This window comes from Bacillus sp. JH7, from assembly GCF_001563515.1.
GTDB lineage: Bacteria > Bacillota > Bacilli > Bacillales > Bacillaceae_G > Bacillus_A > Bacillus_A cereus.
The window spans coordinates 767,898-786,256 of the sequence record NZ_LPUS01000001.1 but is presented as its reverse complement, the minus strand read 5'-3'; the positions used below and the strand labels follow the sequence as shown (position 1 = coordinate 786,256).

Below are 18,359 nucleotides of genomic sequence, written 5' to 3'. Positions count from 1 at the left end.
TAACTGAAAACGTTTGCATTTGATAGTTTAATTGAAGCGCAAACAATATCTCAATCTATGAAAACGTTTGCGCTATTTGTCTATCATTATACATTCTTTTATTCATTTTGCAAATATTAATTTAAAAATTATGTCATTATACTCTTTATACATTGACTTTATATAAAATGAATACTACTCTTATAAGCAATATTAAAGCTACGAGAAAGGCAATCGTTTGCAATACAGGCTTTATTATTACACTTAAGGGAATACTATGTATAGAGATATTGAAGGGGGATTTTCTATATGTTTAAAGAAGCCATTTATCATAGGCCGAAAGATAATTATGCATACGCTTATGATGAACAAACAATTCACATCCGAGTACGTACTAAGAGAGATGATATTCAAAGCGCCGATCTTATTTACGGTGATCCTTACGAATGGAAAGACGGGAAATGGATATCAGCAAGTACACCCATGAAAAAAACGGGTTCTACTGCATTATTTGATTATTGGTCCATTGCAATCGAACCAAAATTTAAGCGCTTACGTTATGGGTTTGAATTAAAATCTGAAACAGACACTCTTATTTATGCAGAGCGAGGATTCTTTTCTAGCATTCCAAATGATGATGTTGGTAACTTTTTCTGTTTTCCATTTATTCATGCAGATGATGTATTCAAAGCACCATCTTGGATTAAAGACACCATTTGGTATCAGATTTTCCCTGAGCGATTCGCTAATGGCGATAGTACGCTGAATCCAGAAAACACCCTTCCTTGGGGAAGTGCGAATCCAACTCCAACTAATTTTTTCGGCGGAGATTTTTCTGGTGTTATTCAAAACCTTGATTACCTTGTTAAGCTTGGCATTTCCGGAATATATTTCACACCTATTTTCAAAGCTCATTCAAACCATAAATATGACACAATTGACTATATGGAAATTGACCCACAATTTGGGACGAAAGAAACTTTTAAAGAGCTCGTTGAAGAATGTCATAAGCACGGTATAAAAGTAATGCTCGATGCTGTGTTTAATCATAGTGGATACTTTTTCGAGAAATTTCAAGACGTACTAGAGAATGGTGAGAAGTCCGCATATAAAGAGTGGTTCCACATTCATGAATTTCCGATTATAACCGAACCACTTCCAAATTATGATACTTTCGCCTTTACACCGTATATGCCTAAATTAAATACAGCTCATCCAGATGTAAAAGAATACTTACTTGAAGTAGGACGTTATTGGGTACGAGAATTCAATATAGATGGCTGGCGCCTTGATGTCGCCAATGAAGTCGATCACAACTTTTGGAGAGAATTCCGAACTGAAATAAAGACACTAAATCCTGAAGTATATATTTTGGGAGAAATTTGGCACGATGCCCTTCCGTGGCTACAAGGCGATCAATTTGATGCTGTCATGAGCTATCCTGTTACAAATGCTCTACTTTCTTACTTTGCTAACGATTCCATTAAAGCAAGTGAATTCATGAAACAAATTACAGAATCTCTACATTCCTACTCTATGAATGTAAATGAAGCAGCATTTCATTTATTAGACAGCCATGATACTCCAAGAATTTTAACAACATGCAACGGAGATAAAAATAAGTTGAAATTGCTCTATGTATTCCATCTTTCTTTCATCGGCTCTCCTTGTATTTATTACGGGGATGAAATTGGTATGGATGGCGGCATGGACCCTGATTGCCGTAAATGTATGATTTGGGATACTAAAGAACAAGATCATGCATTATTTACCCATATACAAACATTGATTTTATTACGTAAACAACATAAAGCATTTGGAGGACATGGTACTTTTCAATTCATCGAAGCAAATGATGAACATAATTATATTTCTTATACGAAAACATATGAGGATGAAACTATCTTTTTCGTTTTAAACCCTACTAATAGTGAAGTTACAGTTTCACTCCCTCTTCATGTTACTGGTAAGAAAATAATTAACATTTATACAAACGAAGAATTTTCAGCGGAAGCAAGTGTATTACAAGTTACACTTCCTCCATATGGATTCTCCATATTAAAATGGTAATCCAAAAAAGCCTTATGCCAAGTTCGAAATGGCATAAGGCTTTTTCTTATTTCAATTTGAACACTATCGCTTCATACGGACGTAATGGAATGTTATCTATTGATCCGATTTCTACATCGTAATTGTGTATAAATAACTCTGATTCACTATAACTAATATCCTTAGGCATTTCAAATACACTTTCATCCGCAGTAAAGTTTGCAATGACAAGTAGTTTTTCATCTCCATATGTTCTTACATAAGCAAAAATAGAAGGGTCATTATCTAATATTAAATCATATGATCCATACACAACTATTTCATTATTTTTGCGTAGTTCAATTAATTTCTTATAGTAATAAAAAATTGAACCTTCATCTTGGATTGCTTGTTTCACATTAATCTCTTTATAGTTAGGATTTACAGTAATCCAAGGTTCACCTTTTGTAAATCCAGCGTGATTCTGATCATTCCACTGCATCGGAGTTCTAGCATTATCACGACCCTTTATATAAATAGATTCCATTACTTTTTCTATATCTTCACCATGGTCTATCACTTTTTCTTTATACATATTTAACGTTTCAATATCTCGATATTCATCAATTGATTGGAATCGAACGTTCGTCATTCCAATTTCCTCTCCTTGATAAATATATGGCGTTCCTTTCATCATATGAAGAACTGTCGCTAACATTTTTGCTGATTCAATGCGATACATTCCATCATTACCAAAACGAGATACAACGCGAGGCTGATCATGATTATTCCAATAAAGGCTATTCCATCCGGTATGCTCTAATGCTTTTTGCCACTTTGTTAAATTCTCTTTTAAAGTAAGAAGTGAGCATGGTTTTACATCCCACTTTCCACCTTCTCCTGAATCTAAATCCATATGTTCAAATTGGAATACCATTTGCAACTCTTTTCGTTCTTCTCCAGTATACAATTTCGCTTCTTCTGTCGTTACACCAGGCATTTCACCAACCGTCATAATATCATAATGCGATAATACTTCCTCATTCATTTCATGTAAATATTTATGAATGTTTGGACCGTTCATAAAATGCTTATGACCTGAAACATACCCCTCTTCTTCTGTTTCAACAGCTGGTAATCCCTCTTCTTTAGAAATAAAATTAATAACATCCATACGGAAGCCATCAATTCCTTTTTCTAACCAAAACTTCATCATTTCATAAACATCTTGTCTTACCTTTTCATTATCCCAATTTAAATCTGGCTGTTTTTTAGAAAACAGATGTAAATAATATTCATCCGTCATTTCATCATACTGCCATGCAGATCCACTAAAAGCAGCTCCCCAGTTGTTCGGTTCTTTCCCTTCTTTTCCAGGGCGCCATATATAGTAATCTCTATATTTATTATCTTTTGATTTACGTGATTCAATAAACCAATTATGTTCATCCGAAGTATGATTAACAACTAAGTCCATCATAAGTTTCATATTACGTTCATGCATTTCATATAATAGCTCATCCCAATCTTCCATTGTTCCGAACTCGTTCATAATTTTACAATAATCGCTTATATCATAACCATTATCATCATTTGGAGATTCATAGACTGGTGATAACCAAATCACATCAATCCCTAACTCTTTTAAGTAATCTAGCTTTGAAATAATCCCTTGAAGATCTCCTATACCATCACCATTACTATCCATAAAGCTACGAGGATAAATTTGATATACTACACTTTCTTTCCACCATTGTTTTTCCATTATGCTACCCCATTTCATTCATCATTCATTTTTCTCTTTTTTAAGGCGCAAACGTTTTCATTAATGAATGATAACAGATTCTATCTCAATTTAAAATAGCGCTTACAATTTTTATTGTTCTTTTTCTAAGAAAACATATGAAAACCACTAATAAATCTCCAATAAATGAAAACGTTTTATTTTTTTATTTATTTTTTGAATCTATTCGTTTATAATGAACTCAAAGAAAACGTTTGCATAATTATTTCTAGGGGGAAATACCATGGCAGAACTTAAATTAGAAAACATTTATAAAATATATGATAATAACGTAACAGCTGTAACTGATTTTAATTTACACATTCAAGATAAAGAATTTATTGTATTTGTCGGTCCTTCTGGATGCGGAAAATCTACAACATTACGAATGGTAGCTGGACTTGAAGATATTTCAAAAGGCGAGTTTTCAATTGATGGTAAACTAATGAATGATGTTCCTCCAAAAGATCGAGATATCGCTATGGTATTCCAAAACTACGCTCTTTATCCACATATGAGTGTATATGATAATATGGCATTTGGATTAAAACTTCGAAAAATACCAAAAGATGAAATCGATCGTCGTGTGAAAGATGCAGCAAAAATTTTAGGACTTGAACAATATTTAGATAGAAAACCGAAAGCATTATCAGGTGGACAGCGCCAACGTGTTGCGTTAGGTAGAGCAATCGTTCGAGATGCAAAAGTTTTCTTAATGGATGAACCATTATCAAACTTAGATGCTAAACTCCGTGTTGCAATGCGCTCAGAAATTTCTAAGCTACATCATCGCCTTGGAACAACAACAATTTATGTAACACATGACCAAACAGAAGCAATGACTATGGCTTCGCGTCTTGTCGTTATGAAGGATGGAAAAATCCAACAAATTGGAACTCCAAAAGAAGTATACGAAACGCCAGAAAACATTTTCGTGGGTGGATTTATCGGCTCACCAGCGATGAATTTCTTCCGTGGTAAATTGACTGAAACCGATTTCGTTATAGACAATACTATAAAAATTAAAGTATCTGAAGGAAAAATGAAGATGCTACGTGAACAAGGCTATGTAAATAAGGAAATTGTTTTAGGTATTCGCCCCGAAGACATTCATGATGAACTACTATTTTTAGAAGCTTCGCAATCTACTGCCTTCACAACAAAAATTGAAGTCGCTGAATTATTAGGTGCTGAATCCATTTTATATATGAAACTTGGAAATCAAGATTTTGCAGCACGTGTAGATGCAAGACATACATTTTCACCTGGTGATCAAATTAAATTAGCATTTGATATGAATAAAGCACATTTCTTTGATAACCAAACTGAACAACGTATTCGCTAAAAAATTTATCTTTACTATACACATACAAAAAAACCGTCCACATATATTGAGGGCGGTTTTTATTATTATACTAGGGCTTCTACTGTATGAAATGATTGTCCTTTTGTGCTAATAATACCGAAAATCGGTAAATCACTAAGCACCACTTCTTCTTGCTGTTTCATAAAAGATGACGTTAATTGTTTTATCTCTATCCAAACGTCATTAATACAAAGTACATTGGAATCGTTCTCTTGTTGGCGAGAAAAAATAGAATCTATTTTATATAAACCTGCATTTTGAAAAAGCATATCAATGCGACTGAATGCATTCAAAGTAATGCTAATAACGCGTTGCCAATCTCCTTGCTTTCCCATATCATAGGATACAAAAAGTGCCTCTCCGCCTAGATTCATAATTTCCTCCACTGTTGCTTGTCCACTCTCTTGATCAATGTCCGTCACAATAACTTTTGCGCCTTGTTTAGCCAACAAAAGAGCTGTATTACGTCCAATACCGATGCCACCGCCAGTTACGATAGCAACTTTTCCTGCAAGCTTCATTTTCATTACCCCTTCTATAAGTCTTACCGTCATTCAGTATACTCCTTTATAAGATTAATCTGCAAGCAAGAAAATTGCTATCTCATTTGTAAACGTTTACTTTTTATCCTTCTTTTTTCTTATTATTACGCTGGTCGAAAACTAAACCGATGAAAATTAAAATCCCCCAAAAGATTACACTACCTCCAGTCATTTTAATCTCCCCCTTATTATATAAAGTGAAATTTTAATCAGCCCCAATATGGCGGAATAAAGATATTATTTTTAATCATTATATAATTTTCTTAATTTTCAATCTATTATAAATAGAATTAACACATTTTAGCTTTTCCTTACTGTAAACATTCCCCATATACTTATAAAATCAAAAAGACCCTTTTATATATAAAAAGGTCTTTTTTTCATTATACAAGACTTATTACTTTCGTTTTTGTAATTAAATCCTGAAAACCACAATTATCTTTGCGGAACAACATCATATATATATTACATATTAATGGAATTCCTAATAGCAATACGTTCGGTAATAACACTACAAAAAATCTTATAATTAATGTTTGCAACGTTAGCTTTTCACTCTTCAATGAAATTAATTTTATTCTCGTTACCTTTTTTCCAAGTGTAACACCGTTCCAAATAAAGGGTAACACAATAAAATATATCGCCATTAATATAAAAACTACTGCGAAATCATATCTAAAATCACCTAAGCTTATATTAAAGCGCTTAAACATAGCACTATAGTTTCCGGTCATAACAGCTACTACTGCACCATACATAACCGAGATTAAAAACATGTCAATTAGGGAAGCACCTATGCGATTCATTACAAGCGCTGGACGATGCATCTTTAACTTCATTTTATGTCGACTCCTTCATATCCTTCTTTACCCGTCTCATCGTACCACTTCTAAAAAACATTGTAAACTAGCGTTTCTCTTACTTTTCTTGTACAATTTGTTACAATAGCATTATAAAGGAGGTTCCCATATTGAAAAAATGGATAATCCTATTCGTCGCCTTCCTATTAACTGGTTGTGCAGGAAACACAGGTCACTTAACTTATACGGTTAACGATGAATACGAACTCATACGTACTTCTGGAAATGCATTTGAACTTTTCCCCTCGCAAGATGCTGTATATGCCACACAATACATCCCTGCAAAAATTACAGACATTGCTTGGGATGATAAATACATTATTGCAAAACAAACCGAGGAAAAATCAGATCCGAATAACCCTGACGCAGCAATTGCAAATAAAAAAAGTGAACATTATTGGATTATTGACGTAAAGCACAATAAACGTTTCGGTCCCTACAATGAAAAGCAATTTAATGAACAAAAAGATGCGTTTAAAATTAAGGTACCTTTTCAAAATGTAGATTCATACATAAAAGAAATAAAAAAACAGTCAGCATAATATTTGAATGCTGACTGTTTTGTCTTACATTATTTTAGTGAGATGTTAAACGTTTGTGGCTCTTTTACAACATCTTGTGTTTCTGAATCCCCTGCAAGTAAATCATCAGTTGTAAACTGAATATCCTTTACCTTGTCTTTTCCATCGTCAAGTATTAAACCAATAATACCATCTCTTGTTTCACCAGGCTTATAGTCTTCTCTTGATACATTTTTTGTACCAACTAACGTATCTTCGTCATATAAAAAGTTTTGAGTGGCTACTTTAAAATGTTGCTTACCATTAATCATAACATCATTCATAGAGAAAAATTGCATATTTTTATTTCCGGTATTCTCCACTTTATATGTAATCTCAACGTAACGAATTGTATTACTAATCTCTGTTCCACTTAGCGATGCATATAATTCTGCATCTTCTTGGCTTACTTTATCCCCTAATCTCCGTTTTACTTCTTCAGGGGTTAGTGCCGTGTATACTTTCAATGTTTTTTTTGCCTTTTCACTCATCTGTGATAAAGAAATTACTTTCACATCTTGTACGTGAATTTTCATTGGCGCTACTTCAAATGTTTGATTCACAGAATGCATCTGCTCTAACTTGAAAGTACCCCATCCTGTTTCTTTCACTTTTTGTCCTACTTTTTTCAGCTCACGCCCACCATATTCTTTTGTTTCAGGAATAGATTCTTTCTTCTTTGGTTCAGCTTTCTTTTCTTCTTGATGGAAGCAACCACTTAACATAAGAAGAAAACTACATAAAACAAAAATACTTTTCCATGCTTTCATCATTTCATTTCTCCTAACGCTATCATTCATGAATATAAAATTAGTCCCTGGCTTTGTAAACTATAGAAACAATGACAAGTCCACAAAATGAACTTGTCAGTCCAGATACTATTATACCTCCAATTTGGAAAATATGAAAATAGGGATCTAGGAACGCGTGCACGATAAATATAATAGTTGCTACAACAATTACTGAAACCCAATACTTTCTTTTTTCTGAAGCTAAAATAAGATCTTTACCCATTTCATTTCTATACTTCCATAAAACGTATACTAATAGTAGAACACCAATACATGTACTTCCATGTTGCATATATTTATAAACAGAGATACCGTACCATTCTCTTTGTAATAATGGTATTTTCATAACAAAATAGCCTGTATTATGAGTAAATGCATCCCAAACGACATGCGTGAGCATACCGAATAATGCAGAATAGCAAAATACAAAGAATTCTTTCCATGTATATAGCCCCCACCTCTCATCTATTGCATATGAATAATAACCAGCAAACGGTTTAGGCAAATGCGTTATAAACGGCTTTTTTAAAATGTAATGATATATGTATGCTAACAAAAAGACAAGTGGTAAATTGAAATATAAGAATCCAAGCCACGTATGCCCAATTACACCATACGGTCTAAAGTGTAAGAAATATTCAAAGTCAGGCGCCATACTACCTAATATAAGAGCCGTTACTGAAATATGTTTAGAATGCTTTTTCGCAAAAGGAAGAACTGCTGCTGGATGTGCAAATGTAAACGGCATACTTTAACTCCTTCTCACATTTTCAATAGAATACCATATATCATAACGAGAGAATGGATCTTCATGCAATATTTATTTTCACATTGGAATATGATAGTTTAAATGATATAATCCACATAAAATATTCAGAAAATAAGGAAGGGATTCAGGTGTCATTAACACTTGTATTTTCTGCCTTTTTAAATTCAAAATCCGTTATGAATTGAGGTTTATATATTGATTGACGTACCTTTTTTACAAAATGTCACATTAAAAAAAGAAAATATCCCTAGTTTTTCCGCATATCCTTACTGCTTACCTGCTATCCGAACATTACAATCACTAGCTTTCCATCCAAATGTAACATTCATTATTGGAGAAAACGGAACAGGTAAATCAACATTACTTGAAGGAATTGCAATTGCGTTAGGTTTTAATGCAGAAGGTGGAACGAAGAACTTCCGCTTTAGCACAAACGATTCCCATTCATCTTTACATGAATACCTTCGAATTTCAAAAAGTTTCAATACACCAAACGACGGTTTCTTTCTTCGCGCTGAATCATTTTATAACGTTGCTTCTTATATTGATGAAATAGATGCTATAAAATCTTACGGCGGCGTTTCACTACACGAACAATCACACGGCGAATCGTTCTTCTCATTATTTATGAATCGTTTTTCAGGACAAGGTTTATACATTTTAGATGAGCCTGAGGCAGCTTTATCACCAATGAGACAACTTTCCATGCTCATTCGAATGCACGAGCTAGCGGAACAAGGTTCACAATTTGTTATTGCGACGCATTCTCCTATTTTAATGGCCTACCCTGAATCCACTATATATTCTTTAACACAAGAAGGGATTCACGAATCCACATTAGAAGAAACTGAGCATTACCAAACGACGAAACTTTTCTTTGAAAATCGTGATCGATTATTTCATCATCTATTTGAGCCGTAAAAAAAGAAGCAGCAATAGCTGCTTCTTTTTTATAGTGCTTCTATAAATAAGGCAACCCCGATACCGCCACCGACGCATAAAGAGGCAATTCCTTTTTCTAACCCACGTCTTTTTAATTCGTGAATTAAACTTACTGTAATACGAGCCCCTGTACAACCAATTGGATGCCCAAGTCCTACGCCACTACCGTTTACGTTCACTTTTTCACGGTCTAAGCCTAACTCTTTCTCTACAGCTAAATATTGAGCCGCGAAAGCTTCATTAATTTCAAGTAAATCTGCATCTTCCAATGACCAATCTACTTTTTCTAAACCTTTACGAATTGCTGGTGCTGGTCCAATACCCATAATTTTTGGATCTACTCCAGCTACTGAATATCCAACAATTCTAGCTAACGGTTGTAAACCTTTTTCTTTCGCTTTTTCTTCGCTCATTAATACTAGAACTGCACTCCCGTCATTAAGGCCAGATGCATTCCCCGCAGTCACTGATCCATCTTTACGGAATGCCGGCTTCAATCCAGCTAATTTTTCAGCTGTAATATCTGCACGTGGATGTTCATCCTTCGAAAATATAACTTCTTTTCTACGCTCTTTTATTGTAATAGGAACAATTTGATCGTCAAAGTATCCAGACTCGATTGCCTTCAGTGCCAATGTATGACTGCGAAGAGCAACTTCATCTTGTTCCTCTCTTGTAATTTCATATTGTTCAACTAAATTTTCCGCTGTTTCACCCATCATAATATGGTGAATCGGATCTTCTAACACTTCCCACACCGTATCACGAATTTCTCCGTGCTGTAGACGTTGTCCCCAGCGGTGCTGTTTCAATGCATAAGGGCTCGAACTCATCGCTTCTACTCCACCTGCAACAACAACATCACTTACACCTAATTGGATTTGCATTGCAGCTGACATAATTGCTTGCATACCTGAAGAACATTGGCGTTGGATTGTATATCCCGTAACTGTGTCAGGAAATCCTGCCGCTAATGCAGCTGTTCTCGCCGTATTTGCTTCATCAGTTCTTTGAATACAATGACCTAAAATTACTTCATCAACTTCATGTGGTTCTACCCCGCCTCGTTTTACAGCTTCCTGAAGTACAGGAACAGCTAATTCTACTGGCGTTACATTTTTTAGCGCTCCTCCAAAAGTTCCAATTGGCGAACGAACTGCAGCTGTAATAACAACATTATGCATTTTGCACTTGCCCCTCTCTTATGTACCCTAGTAAGTTTTTAGGTGAAATTCCATAAGATGTATATCTATAACTATCATACTATAAACATACTAAAAAATCAAAATATTTGATATAATAAAAATAGAAGGAATTAACCTTCTATTCTGTTAGTGCATATAAAAACTTTTGTAAAATTTTCTCTGTTGTTTCATTCAATTTTGGCAACTTATCTACTGGAAAATATTGAAGTTTCAACCCTTCATGATCGAGCTTTAATTCCCCGCTCACATGATGTGCCTGATACAGATGAATGACATTGAAAATTTCATCGCCATTCGGATAACGGAAATATACTTCTTTTCCTGATAGAACACCAAGAAATTGCATTATTTTTGCAGTTAACCCCGTTTCTTCAAATAACTCTCTACGTGCAGTTTCTTCTGTCGTTTCGCCCAGTTCCATCGCCCCACCAGGTACACCCCAATCATATGTATCTGAACGATATTGAAGCAATACTTCTTGATTATCGTTTAATATAATAATTGCTGATCCTACGAGAATAAGCGGCCTTGTACCAACGACTTTTCGTAACTCTTCAATATACCCCATATGTAAATTCCCCTTTCCCTAACCTCCCTTATCATAACAAAATTTTGCTCTTTTTGTTCATGTAATTTTAAAGAAAAAAGGAAGCTTTCGCCTCCTTTTTTTCACCTTTATTTCTTAAAACTTTCATATTTTACAGCTTCAAAAGCTTCCTCAATTTCATCATTACGATAATGGACATATGTAAAACGACCCAACTCTACTAATCTTGCTATTTCCTGTAACGCTTTATGCTGCTCATATATTTCTTTCAGCTTAATATGTACATAAAACTTCATTAAAGGATGTTCATATAAAGGTTCTCCCACCTCTACATATACATCTTCAACCCCTTGTACAACTCTTACATAACTCGCAAATTGATAAAGTGCTTCTCTGTCTGAAACGATTTTTAATGTATACATATATTCTCCCCCTTTCCTTTACTATATCAAAAAGACGACCACACCATGTTATAGAACTATGAAATTTTTTCGACTTGTCATCTATATATTCAATAAAGAAGGCGTTTATCCATACATGACATCTTTTTCCCACATATATTATAGGAAGAACTTTTTTTCATTTGAGGTGTTCCTTATGGATCCATACGTCAATATATGTATTTGCATTACTCCCGGCGCCGATATTTCTGATGACCGCATCGCAAAAGATTTAGCTGTTGCAGAATCAATTTGGCACCCCATTACATTTCAAATTCAAGAAGTAATTGTATTAAATGAACTTTTCCGTTTTTCCGATCGTGAAATCAGTTATAAAAATTCCATTCAAAGTCAAGAAAAGCTGGCATCCTTTTTCCAAACATGTGTAAATGAAGCTCCTGAATGCGACCTTTATATTTGTTATATTGGCAGTGATTATTTCAAAGAAACAGCAGTAATTGCCTGCGCTTATTCTTTAGCAAAACAACAGCAACTTACCGGTTATATCGTTTTAACAAATTCGGCTGCTCCTATGAAAAATATATATACGCTCGCTCACGAAATTGGTCATATTTTATTTACAAGACGTATTCATGGAAAACTTACTCATGCAGATCCTCATTCTCCAACCGGCTCGGAGCACCACCCTTCTCCAACAAATCTTATGTATCCGATAGTCCCTCGTCCAGAAAACGTTCATATTCATTCCTTATTAACAGCAGAACAAAAAACACTCTCTTTACAAAGCTCTTTATTGCAAAGAAAAAAACAGTAACCCTCATGTTACTGTTTAAAACAACTTATTCCAATCAACAAAACAAATCCCGGCTGCTAGAAATAAAAATAGACAACTAAATGTAAATGTAATCCCTCTAAAAATCCCTATATAATATTTCTTTGGAAATAATTTTTGGTATATCCAGAGCAGCCGCTTTTTATTGAATTTCTAGTTCATACTTTTTCTTTCTTCAATTTTTAAAGACCATTTCATTAATCCATATATACTTCCATACATAAGTAAGACCTTTGCAATTCCCCAAAATACATTACTTTCTTCTAAGTCTTTAAATAAGAACATAATCATAAGAGGAACAATTAGTACAAAAACACCCATCCAGCCAAGAACATATACTTCACCAATAAGAAGTAATAAAAAGATAATTGCTGCTAATATATATGTTTGCATTGTCGCCAATTGCAATACAGGTGTCCCATACCATTTATTCATAAACATCAATAACACCAATAATAAAATAGGAACCATTACTATTACATAAATTATTCCAAATTCTACTAATTTACTTTTAAAAGAAGACATTCTAAATGCAACAATCGTTCCAATAATCGTAATGATTAAAACGATAGGATAACCAATTAACTGTATATTTGTTAACGTAAATTGTTGATCTGGACTTCCAAATAAAATATTTGTCAGTAACCAATATCCACCAATACCAATAATCATCCCTAAAATACTTTTTATGCTCCCACTTTTATCCTTCTCCATCTCTTTCGCTAATTCTTCCGCATACTCTTTTGGTGAGTCACCAAATATGTCACTTACTGTCTTTCCCTTTTTTTCACCTTCTATTAAATGAAGCTCTGCATCTTCTAGAAAAGCGTCCACATCTTCTTCTTTAATACCTTTTGTTATTAAATATACTTTCGTATCGATTAAAAACTTTTCACCTTCTTTAGAAATCTTCATTATAACCCCTCCCTTATTTAATCATTTCTCTTCTATTCGTCTTTATCATAATTTCAACAAAAATTAAAATGAATAAACTTCCATATAAACATATAATTTGAAATAAAATTGGCACGAGATCTTCCGATGTAAATGTTTTAAACACTAACATAATTGAAAGTGGAATAATTAAATATAAGTTTTTAAACCATCCATTAAAATACATATTTACCGCTACTGTAATAATAAAAATACCACCAGCCAATAAATAACTTTGCATTTGAGTGAATATAAACATTTTTGTAGGATATATCACATCTAGTACCATAATAACTCCCATTAAAAACATTGGCGCTATCATTACTAAAAACCACATAGAAAACCACGTTTTTGAAAAACTTGTTACAAAAGTCATTTTGCGAAGTAGAAAATTAGGACCTATAACAACTAAAATAAATGAAAAACTATAACCGATACACTGAATAAGTGAAATCTGTAACATTCCATGATTCACTATTAAGATAGAAGCAATAATCCAAAACGATACGATATTCATTACTGTAAAACCAATTTGCTTCCACGTTTCCTGTCTATCTCTTTCCATCACTTTTACAAGTTCATTTGCATATTCTTTCGGTGAGCTTCCGAAAATATCTTCTACACTTTTCCCATCACTCTCACCATCAATTAAATGGAGTTCCGCATCTTCTATAAAATTTTCAATATCGCTTTCTTTCACACTCTTTGCCGTCAAAAATAATCTCATATCTAACAAAAACTTTCGCGCTTCACTTGATAGCATTATTTTCTCCTTCCCTTCCCTTCAAGTAGACGTTCTACACTACTTTGCATCGTTTCCCAGCGATCCATAAATTCATCAAGTGCTTCCTCGCCTTTTTCTGTTAATGTATAATATTTTCTCTTTGGACCAGATGGAGATTCCTTCATTACGCTTGTTATTAGTCCTTCTTTTTGCATTCGTATTAATAACGGATAAATACTTCCCTCACTCGCCATTGTAAAACCATACTTCGCTAGCTTTTCACTCATTTCATAACCGTATATTTCGCCTTCAGAAATAATAGCAAGTAAGCATCCTTCTAAAATCCCTTTCAGCATTTGACTTGTCGACATAATTCAAATCCTCCTACTATCTTGCTTTACAAAATAGTATAGCAAAGACTATTTTGCAAAACAAGATAGCTAACAATATTTTTTTCCAAATGTTTGCAGGAATTTCATTATAGCTTCTCTAAATAGAGCACTATGAAAACTTTATTATGAAGGGATGTTTTTCATCATGGTTACAAATCGAGTTGTCTTTTTAACAGGTGCTGCAAGTGGTATTGGTTATGAAATGGGAAAGGCTTTTGCAAAAGAAGGTGCAAAAGTTGTGATTACCGATCGACTTGAAGAACGTGCAAAAGAAGCTGCTGAACAATTACAAAATGAAGGTTTTCAAGCTATCGGTTTAAAATGTGACGTTACATCTGAAGAGGAAATTACAGCAGCAATTTCTCAAACAGTTGATCATTTCGGTTCATTACATATATTAATTAACAACGCAGGAATGCAACACGTTTCACCCATTGAAGACTTTCCAACTGAAAAGTTCGAGCTACTAATTCAAATTATGCAAATTGCTCCGTTTATTGCAATTAAGCATGCCTTTCCGATTATGAAACAACAAAAATATGGTCGTATTATTAATGTCGCTTCTATTAACGGCCTTGTCGGGTTTGCTGGAAAAGCTGCCTACAATAGTGCAAAACATGGCGTAATTGGATTAACAAAAGTTGCTGCTTTAGAAGGTGCTACGCATGGTATTACTGTTAATGCCCTTTGCCCTGGTTATGTCGATACCCCTCTTGTACGTAATCAACTACAAGACTTAGCTACTACACGAAATGTACCACTTGAAAATGTTTTAGAAGATGTTATTTATCCACTCGTCCCACAAAAGCGCTTATTACAAGTACAAGAAATCGCTGATTATGCGATGTTTTTAGCGAGTGAAAAAGCTAAAGGTATAACGGGACAAGCTGTTGTTATAGATGGTGGTTATACCGCTCAATAAAAATAAAGTTTGCTCAAGAAGAGCAAACTTTATTTTTATTCCCGAGGATCTTCGTACTTTAGTAATTGCCGCGGGAGCTTCTCAATTGCAACAATTACCCCCTCTAGTTTACTTTCAATACGGTGGAGTAAATATAATGTTACAACAATCGGAAACCCTACATTACCTATCATCTTGATCCACTCTTCCATCCTCTTCCCCTCCTTTCATTATATAAGTAAGAGAAAACACTGCATTTAGGCATAAAAAAACAAGCTATTATGTATTAGCTTGTTTTTCAAATAATGATGCAATTTCTCGTTTATAGTCCCCGCGTATAATACCTTTCTCAGTAATAATTCCTGTAATTAATTCATTCGGCGTTATGTCAAATGCTGGATTATAAACATCCGTTCCAATTGGTGCTACTTGTTTTCCAAAGATTTTCGTAACTTCTGTTTCATCTCTTTCTTCAATAATAATTTCAGCTCCAGTTTCTTTCGTAACATCAAATGTTGACAGTGGAGCAGCAACGTAAAATGGGATATTAAAGTGCTTTGCTAAAATAGCTAAATTCATTGTCCCTATTTTATTTGCCGTATCTCCATTTGCGACAATTCGATCCGCCCCTACAATAATTGCATTTATTTCTTTCGTTTGAATAGCATGAGCTGCAGTATTATCTGTAATAAGGGTCACATCAATATTTGCTTGCTTCAATTCCCAGGTCGTTAAGCGACCACCTTGTAAAACTGGTCTCGTTTCACACGCATATGCATGTAAACGCACACCTTCCTCTTTTCCAATATAAAAGGGAGCTAATGCAGTTCCATATCTGGCAGTTGCGATACTTCCAGCGTTACAGATTGTTAAAATATTATCGCCATCTTTAAAACATGTTAACGCATATTCCCCAATATTTCGGCACACCTCTTCATCTTCCTGCTGAATGCGAAGCGCTTCTTCTTCTAATGTTTTTTGTGCTTCTTTTATTGTAGTAATCTCTCGAATAGATTCTCTCATACGATCAATTGCCCAAAATAAATTTACTGCTGTCGGGCGTGACGTTCCTAAATAATTACAATCTCTATTAAACTTCTTTTGAAATTCTTCAATATGTACAGTGTTATATTTTTTTGATGCAAGCGCCAAGCCAAATGCAGCTACAATTCCAATTGCAGGCGCTCCTCGTACTTCTAACATTACGATGCTTTTCCAAACCTCTTCAATAGTCGTCAATGTTTTGTATTCTGTGCTATGCGGCAATTTCGTTTGATTTAATACCGCAATTGCATCACCTTTCCAGCTTACAGATCTCGGAACAGTAACAATTGTACTCACGCTTTTACGCCCCCTGAAACTGTCTGTTGAAATAATGTTCGAAACAGTTGAATATCAGCACTTTTAGATTCATATTTTATTAGTTCTTTACCTAAGGATAGCACTTGTTTCTTAGCTTGAATTCTTGTTTCTTTATTTTCTATTTCATCTAAATCTGCTACATGAGCTAAACCAATTGTTCTACGAATCAGTTCACATCCGGCAAACCCAACTGCATCAGTAAAGATATTTTGCAAAATAATTGGTAACCATTGTTTTTCTTTCGTATATGCTTCTACACCTTCTCCAATCCATAACTTTGTAAAAGTTTCTACAAAATAACTCCACGTCTTTTCTATATGGAAAAATAGTACACTTCTTTTTTCTTCTTCTCTAGATAAAGCATTTAATAATAGATTTGCAATAAATTGACCTATGTCAAATCCAAATGGGCCATATGTCGCAAATTCTGGATCAATCACCTTCGTTTCAGAAGGTGACGAAAAAATACTACCAGTATGTAAATCACCATGAATAAGAGTTTCTTTTCTTGTTAAGAACTTATATTTATATTGTGCTACTTTTAGTTTTAAAGTTTTATCACTCCAAAGTTCATCAACCACGAGCTGTAAATCTGGCTCATAATCATTTGTATCATAATGTCCAAACGGATCTGTAAACACTAAATCCTCTGTAATTTTACAAAGGTCCGGATTTACAAAGGTACCTTCTAGTACCCTCTTCTCTTCTGACTGTAAACCAAAATCTGAAGTATAAAATAAAACATGTGCTAGAAAATGGCCGATATGCTGGGATAAAAGCGGATATTCTTCTCCGTCTATTAATCCTTTTCTTGTAATTGTTAGTCTTGATAAGTCTTCTATTACCGTTATCGCTAACTCTTCATCATGACTGTACACTACTGGAACATAATCCGGTACATACTGCGCAAAAATTTGTAATGCCTTGCTTTCAATCGTTGCTCTTTTTATAGACAATGGCCAGCTTTCACCAACTACTTTCGCATAAGGCAGTGCTTGTTTTATTATAATTGATTTCTCTCCATCATCTAATTTGAACACGTAATTTAAGTTTCCGTCTCCAATTTCATGACAAACGACATTTGCCTTCGCTTCAAAATAGCCATGATCTTTCGCATATTGTACAGCTGTTATTTCTGTTAATGAATAATATCCCATCGTCTTCTCCCCCTTTTTAAATTCAGAGGTTTTTCTAACATAGAAAAACCTCTTTCCACTAAGAAAGAGGTTTGAAGTTTATCTTCTCCCCTCTTATCTGCCAGAAAGTTTTACTTTCTGCTGGAATTAGCACCGTGCCTTTTGGCGTAATAAACGCCCCATTTCACAATGGTATTACGGTCGGTTGCTGGGCTTCATCGGGCCAAATCCCTCCACCTGCTCTTGATAAGAGTTGTATAATTTTTTGAATTTTTAACTTTATGTTGAAGACTATACCAAGAATAA

At 34.2% G+C, this 18,359-nt stretch carries 21 protein-coding genes, 1 pseudogene and 1 riboswitch; of the genes and pseudogenes, 6 read left to right on the top strand and 16 right to left on the bottom strand.

Annotated features, from left to right (window positions below; all coding sequences use genetic code 11):
- The first annotated feature begins 288 nt into the window (after positions 1 to 288).
- Positions 289 to 2,049, top strand: a complete 1,761-nt coding sequence (locus tag AU379_RS04270) for an alpha-glycosidase (protein ID WP_000471776.1) — start codon at positions 289 to 291, stop codon at positions 2,047 to 2,049.
- A gap of 46 nt (positions 2,050 to 2,095) precedes the next feature.
- On the opposite strand, the gene malL is transcribed toward AU379_RS04270, so the two are convergent.
- A complete protein-coding gene (gene malL / locus AU379_RS04265) occupies positions 2,096 to 3,772 on the bottom strand; it encodes an oligo-1,6-glucosidase (protein WP_000415182.1) in 1,677 nt (558 codons plus the stop codon).
- Positions 3,773 to 4,034: 262 nt separating this feature from the next.
- Here malL and ugpC point away from each other — a divergent pair, with 262 nt between their 5' ends.
- Positions 4,035 to 5,135 (top strand): sn-glycerol-3-phosphate ABC transporter ATP-binding protein UgpC, encoded by a 1,101-nt coding sequence (gene ugpC, locus AU379_RS04260; RefSeq protein WP_000818931.1) that lies wholly within the window; start codon positions 4,035 to 4,037, stop codon positions 5,133 to 5,135.
- 65 nt (positions 5,136 to 5,200) lie between these two features.
- Here the strand turns inward: ugpC and AU379_RS04255 are convergent, their stop codons facing one another.
- The 3 genes from AU379_RS04255 to AU379_RS04245 all read right to left on the bottom strand — a co-directional run bounded on the left by AU379_RS04255 (position 5,201) and on the right by AU379_RS04245 (position 6,537).
- Entirely contained in the window at positions 5,201 to 5,710 is a 510-nt protein-coding gene (locus tag AU379_RS04255; RefSeq protein WP_000218410.1) for an SDR family NAD(P)-dependent oxidoreductase, read from the bottom strand.
- 70 nt (positions 5,711 to 5,780) lie between these two features.
- Positions 5,781 to 5,870 (bottom strand): hypothetical protein, encoded by a 90-nt coding sequence (locus AU379_RS04250; RefSeq protein ID WP_000145650.1) that lies wholly within the window; start codon positions 5,868 to 5,870, stop codon positions 5,781 to 5,783.
- A 211-nt stretch (positions 5,871 to 6,081) separates the two neighbouring features.
- Complete coding sequence (locus AU379_RS04245; RefSeq protein WP_000769095.1) at positions 6,082 to 6,537, bottom strand: RDD family protein; 456 nt, start codon at positions 6,535 to 6,537, stop codon at positions 6,082 to 6,084.
- 131 nt (positions 6,538 to 6,668) lie between these two features.
- Here AU379_RS04245 and AU379_RS04240 point away from each other — a divergent pair, with 131 nt between their 5' ends.
- Entirely contained in the window at positions 6,669 to 7,100 is a 432-nt protein-coding gene (locus AU379_RS04240) for a DUF3997 domain-containing protein (RefSeq protein WP_000758785.1), read from the top strand.
- 29 nt (positions 7,101 to 7,129) lie between these two features.
- Here the strand turns inward: AU379_RS04240 and AU379_RS04235 are convergent, their stop codons facing one another.
- On the bottom strand, positions 7,130 to 7,891 hold the full coding sequence (locus AU379_RS04235; protein ID WP_000973895.1) for a hypothetical protein: 762 nt from the start codon (positions 7,889 to 7,891) through the stop codon (positions 7,130 to 7,132).
- 37 nt (positions 7,892 to 7,928) lie between these two features.
- Positions 7,929 to 8,657, bottom strand: coding sequence for a DUF4184 family protein (locus tag AU379_RS04230; protein WP_001116848.1), 729 nt, complete (start codon positions 8,655 to 8,657; stop codon positions 7,929 to 7,931).
- A gap of 216 nt (positions 8,658 to 8,873) precedes the next feature.
- Here AU379_RS04230 and AU379_RS04225 point away from each other — a divergent pair, with 216 nt between their 5' ends.
- Positions 8,874 to 9,599, top strand: coding sequence for an AAA family ATPase (locus tag AU379_RS04225; RefSeq protein WP_030027760.1), 726 nt, complete (start codon positions 8,874 to 8,876; stop codon positions 9,597 to 9,599).
- A gap of 29 nt (positions 9,600 to 9,628) precedes the next feature.
- Here AU379_RS04225 and AU379_RS04220 read toward each other — a convergent pair whose 3' ends face one another.
- The 3 genes from AU379_RS04220 to AU379_RS04210 form a co-directional block, all read right to left on the bottom strand.
- Complete coding sequence (locus AU379_RS04220; RefSeq protein WP_000552076.1) at positions 9,629 to 10,804, bottom strand: acetyl-CoA C-acetyltransferase; 1,176 nt, start codon at positions 10,802 to 10,804, stop codon at positions 9,629 to 9,631.
- Between the two features lie 139 nt (positions 10,805 to 10,943).
- Positions 10,944 to 11,393, bottom strand: a complete 450-nt coding sequence (locus tag AU379_RS04215; RefSeq protein ID WP_000540529.1) for an NUDIX hydrolase — start codon at positions 11,391 to 11,393, stop codon at positions 10,944 to 10,946.
- Between the two features lie 107 nt (positions 11,394 to 11,500).
- Positions 11,501 to 11,794, bottom strand: coding sequence for a DUF3928 family protein (locus AU379_RS04210; RefSeq protein WP_061138972.1), 294 nt, complete (start codon positions 11,792 to 11,794; stop codon positions 11,501 to 11,503).
- 175 nt (positions 11,795 to 11,969) lie between these two features.
- Here AU379_RS04210 and AU379_RS04205 point away from each other — a divergent pair, with 175 nt between their 5' ends.
- On the top strand, positions 11,970 to 12,587 hold the full coding sequence (locus AU379_RS04205; RefSeq protein ID WP_000371615.1) for a hypothetical protein: 618 nt from the start codon (positions 11,970 to 11,972) through the stop codon (positions 12,585 to 12,587).
- Between the two features lie 15 nt (positions 12,588 to 12,602).
- Here the strand turns inward: AU379_RS04205 and AU379_RS30855 are convergent.
- From AU379_RS30855 to AU379_RS04190, 4 genes and pseudogenes are all read right to left on the bottom strand, one after another.
- A pseudogene (locus AU379_RS30855) lies at positions 12,603 to 12,746 on the bottom strand (DNA-binding protein); the annotation flags it as partial.
- A 12-nt stretch (positions 12,747 to 12,758) separates the two neighbouring features.
- Positions 12,759 to 13,520: a DUF1129 domain-containing protein gene (locus AU379_RS04200; RefSeq protein WP_030027768.1), complete on the bottom strand. Its 762-nt coding sequence runs from the start codon at positions 13,518 to 13,520 to the stop codon at positions 12,759 to 12,761.
- Positions 13,521 to 13,533: 13 nt separating this feature from the next.
- Complete coding sequence (locus AU379_RS04195) at positions 13,534 to 14,301, bottom strand: DUF1129 domain-containing protein (RefSeq protein ID WP_000952882.1); 768 nt, start codon at positions 14,299 to 14,301, stop codon at positions 13,534 to 13,536.
- The gene (locus AU379_RS04190; RefSeq protein WP_000107982.1) at positions 14,301 to 14,633 is read right to left on the bottom strand and encodes a PadR family transcriptional regulator; all 333 of its coding nucleotides are present in this window, start codon (positions 14,631 to 14,633) and stop codon (positions 14,301 to 14,303) included. The genes AU379_RS04195 and AU379_RS04190 overlap by 1 nt, the downstream gene beginning before the upstream one ends.
- A 166-nt stretch (positions 14,634 to 14,799) precedes the next feature.
- On the opposite strand from AU379_RS04190, the gene AU379_RS04185 reads away from it, so the two are divergent.
- Entirely contained in the window at positions 14,800 to 15,576 is a 777-nt protein-coding gene (locus AU379_RS04185; protein ID WP_000258428.1) for a 3-hydroxybutyrate dehydrogenase, read from the top strand.
- A gap of 35 nt (positions 15,577 to 15,611) precedes the next feature.
- On the opposite strand, the gene AU379_RS04180 is transcribed toward AU379_RS04185, so the two are convergent.
- The 3 genes from AU379_RS04180 to mtnK form a co-directional block, all read right to left on the bottom strand.
- Positions 15,612 to 15,767 (bottom strand): YvrJ family protein, encoded by a 156-nt coding sequence (locus tag AU379_RS04180; protein ID WP_000393337.1) that lies wholly within the window; start codon positions 15,765 to 15,767, stop codon positions 15,612 to 15,614.
- A 67-nt stretch (positions 15,768 to 15,834) separates the two neighbouring features.
- The gene (gene mtnA, locus AU379_RS04175; protein ID WP_000104608.1) at positions 15,835 to 16,896 is read right to left on the bottom strand and encodes an S-methyl-5-thioribose-1-phosphate isomerase; all 1,062 of its coding nucleotides are present in this window, start codon (positions 16,894 to 16,896) and stop codon (positions 15,835 to 15,837) included.
- Positions 16,893 to 18,074, bottom strand: a complete 1,182-nt coding sequence (gene mtnK, locus AU379_RS04170) for an S-methyl-5-thioribose kinase (protein ID WP_061138971.1) — start codon at positions 18,072 to 18,074, stop codon at positions 16,893 to 16,895. The genes mtnA and mtnK overlap by 4 nt, the downstream gene beginning before the upstream one ends.
- 90 nt (positions 18,075 to 18,164) lie before the next feature.
- Positions 18,165 to 18,306: riboswitch (SAM riboswitch) on the bottom strand.
- Between the last annotated feature and the right edge of the window lie 53 nt (positions 18,307 to 18,359).

Bases quoted from the DNA above. Each gene is read 5' to 3' on its own strand.
- AU379_RS04180 (WP_000393337.1), bottom strand. From the start codon at position 15,767: ATGGAAGAGTGGATCAAGATGATAGGTAATGTAGGGTTTCCGATTGTT.
- AU379_RS04235 (WP_000973895.1), bottom strand. From the start codon at position 7,891: ATGATGAAAGCATGGAAAAGTATTTTTGTTTTATGTAGTTTTCTTCTT.
- AU379_RS04215 (WP_000540529.1), bottom strand. From the start codon at position 11,393: ATGGGGTATATTGAAGAGTTACGAAAAGTCGTTGGTACAAGGCCGCTT.
- AU379_RS04190 (WP_000107982.1), bottom strand. From the start codon at position 14,633: ATGTCGACAAGTCAAATGCTGAAAGGGATTTTAGAAGGATGCTTACTT.
- AU379_RS04200 (WP_030027768.1), bottom strand. From the start codon at position 13,520: ATGAAGATTTCTAAAGAAGGTGAAAAGTTTTTAATCGATACGAAAGTA.
- AU379_RS04185 (WP_000258428.1), top strand. From the start codon at position 14,800: ATGGTTACAAATCGAGTTGTCTTTTTAACAGGTGCTGCAAGTGGTATT.
- AU379_RS04270 (WP_000471776.1), top strand. From the start codon at position 289: ATGTTTAAAGAAGCCATTTATCATAGGCCGAAAGATAATTATGCATAC.
- AU379_RS04230 (WP_001116848.1), bottom strand. From the start codon at position 8,657: ATGCCGTTTACATTTGCACATCCAGCAGCAGTTCTTCCTTTTGCGAAA.
- AU379_RS04210 (WP_061138972.1), bottom strand. From the start codon at position 11,794: ATGTATACATTAAAAATCGTTTCAGACAGAGAAGCACTTTATCAATTT.
- AU379_RS04220 (WP_000552076.1), bottom strand. From the start codon at position 10,804: ATGCATAATGTTGTTATTACAGCTGCAGTTCGTTCGCCAATTGGAACT.
- AU379_RS04245 (WP_000769095.1), bottom strand. From the start codon at position 6,537: ATGAAGTTAAAGATGCATCGTCCAGCGCTTGTAATGAATCGCATAGGT.
- AU379_RS04255 (WP_000218410.1), bottom strand. From the start codon at position 5,710: ATGACGGTAAGACTTATAGAAGGGGTAATGAAAATGAAGCTTGCAGGA.
- AU379_RS04250 (WP_000145650.1), bottom strand. From the start codon at position 5,870: ATGACTGGAGGTAGTGTAATCTTTTGGGGGATTTTAATTTTCATCGGT.
- AU379_RS04195 (WP_000952882.1), bottom strand. From the start codon at position 14,301: ATGCTATCAAGTGAAGCGCGAAAGTTTTTGTTAGATATGAGATTATTT.
- AU379_RS04205 (WP_000371615.1), top strand. From the start codon at position 11,970: ATGGATCCATACGTCAATATATGTATTTGCATTACTCCCGGCGCCGAT.
- malL (WP_000415182.1), bottom strand. From the start codon at position 3,772: ATGGAAAAACAATGGTGGAAAGAAAGTGTAGTATATCAAATTTATCCT.
- ugpC (WP_000818931.1), top strand. From the start codon at position 4,035: ATGGCAGAACTTAAATTAGAAAACATTTATAAAATATATGATAATAAC.
- mtnK (WP_061138971.1), bottom strand. From the start codon at position 18,074: ATGGGATATTATTCATTAACAGAAATAACAGCTGTACAATATGCGAAA.